Here is a 980-nt window from a genome sequence, read left to right as displayed (position 1 = left end):
ATTTTGATCCCAAAACTTTGGGATAGTCTTTTGAAGGGTTGTGCAACATCCTCGGCGTGCCCAATTTAATAGCCAAACTCAAAGCATGGCACTCACCCTACAAGAGAAAAGGTTTGTTTTTGATAAAAACGACCTATATAAAGCTGTTTTTAGCCTCAATTCTTTTTAAAACTAGTCAAAGCAAATCAAAAATCAGCATGGCTTAAAACCCGTTTATAGCAGTTTTAAAAAGTAAAACAATAGAGAAAAGAGGGTTTATTCACAGCCTGACGTTCCGCCGCTTCTCGTCAGTTGCGAACTTCGTGACGGCATAATTTCTACTAAAATAAGATTTTCCAGCGGAAAATCAACAACCGACTTAAACAAAATTCGCAATCTTACCAAACGCCTGTTAGCAGTTCGTTCTTATTAGAAATATTTGTAATTTTCAGTTTCTTCTCCGTCATTTTTCATTTTCATTTCTTTAAAAACCTCAATTATTCTGTTGCCTTTATTTGCGCATAAATCTGGAAAATTAATATTTTTTGATTGCCTACTTCCGCCACATTCTGCACAAAACTCATAAAAGTCAACGATTTTATTTTGTTTATAAAATAAGATTAGATGTCTTGGATTGTAACAATCAGCAACTAAACATTCCTTTTCTGTCGAAAGTAAAACTTCTGCTATTTTTCTAGAAAAGTATTTGTCTAAAATAATATTATCAATAACTTTTATGTTTGGTATATTAATAGTGTCTTTTTCTATTTTTAATTCATTTTTTGGTCTGTAAACATTTCTGTGTTTGTTGTAAGAGATAAGTCTGATTTTGTCATATTTTTTTAAAAATTCAGTAGTTTTATTCTCTGTTTTATTACAAGAAATGAAAAATATAGAAAATGTAATTAAAAGTAATATTTGTTTTTTCATAATGATATTCTTGATTTTGGATTTTCTCACAGAATGACTACTAACTTGTATATACCCGCTACAAAGTAGCG

General features: G+C 30.4%; 1 protein-coding gene. It reads right to left on the bottom strand.

The genetic code is table 11. From position 1 onward, the window contains the following. Nucleotides 1-408: 408 nt before the first annotated feature. On the bottom strand, nucleotides 409-980 hold a 572-nt coding region (locus tag WFZ85_RS15995; protein ID WP_342697254.1), incomplete at its 5' end, for a hypothetical protein.

This window comes from Flavobacterium aureirubrum (assembly GCF_038739835.1).
GTDB lineage: Bacteria > Bacteroidota > Bacteroidia > Flavobacteriales > Flavobacteriaceae > Flavobacterium > Flavobacterium aureirubrum.
Note: the sequence above shows the minus strand (reverse complement) of the source record. Positions and strands in the feature narration are given on the sequence as shown.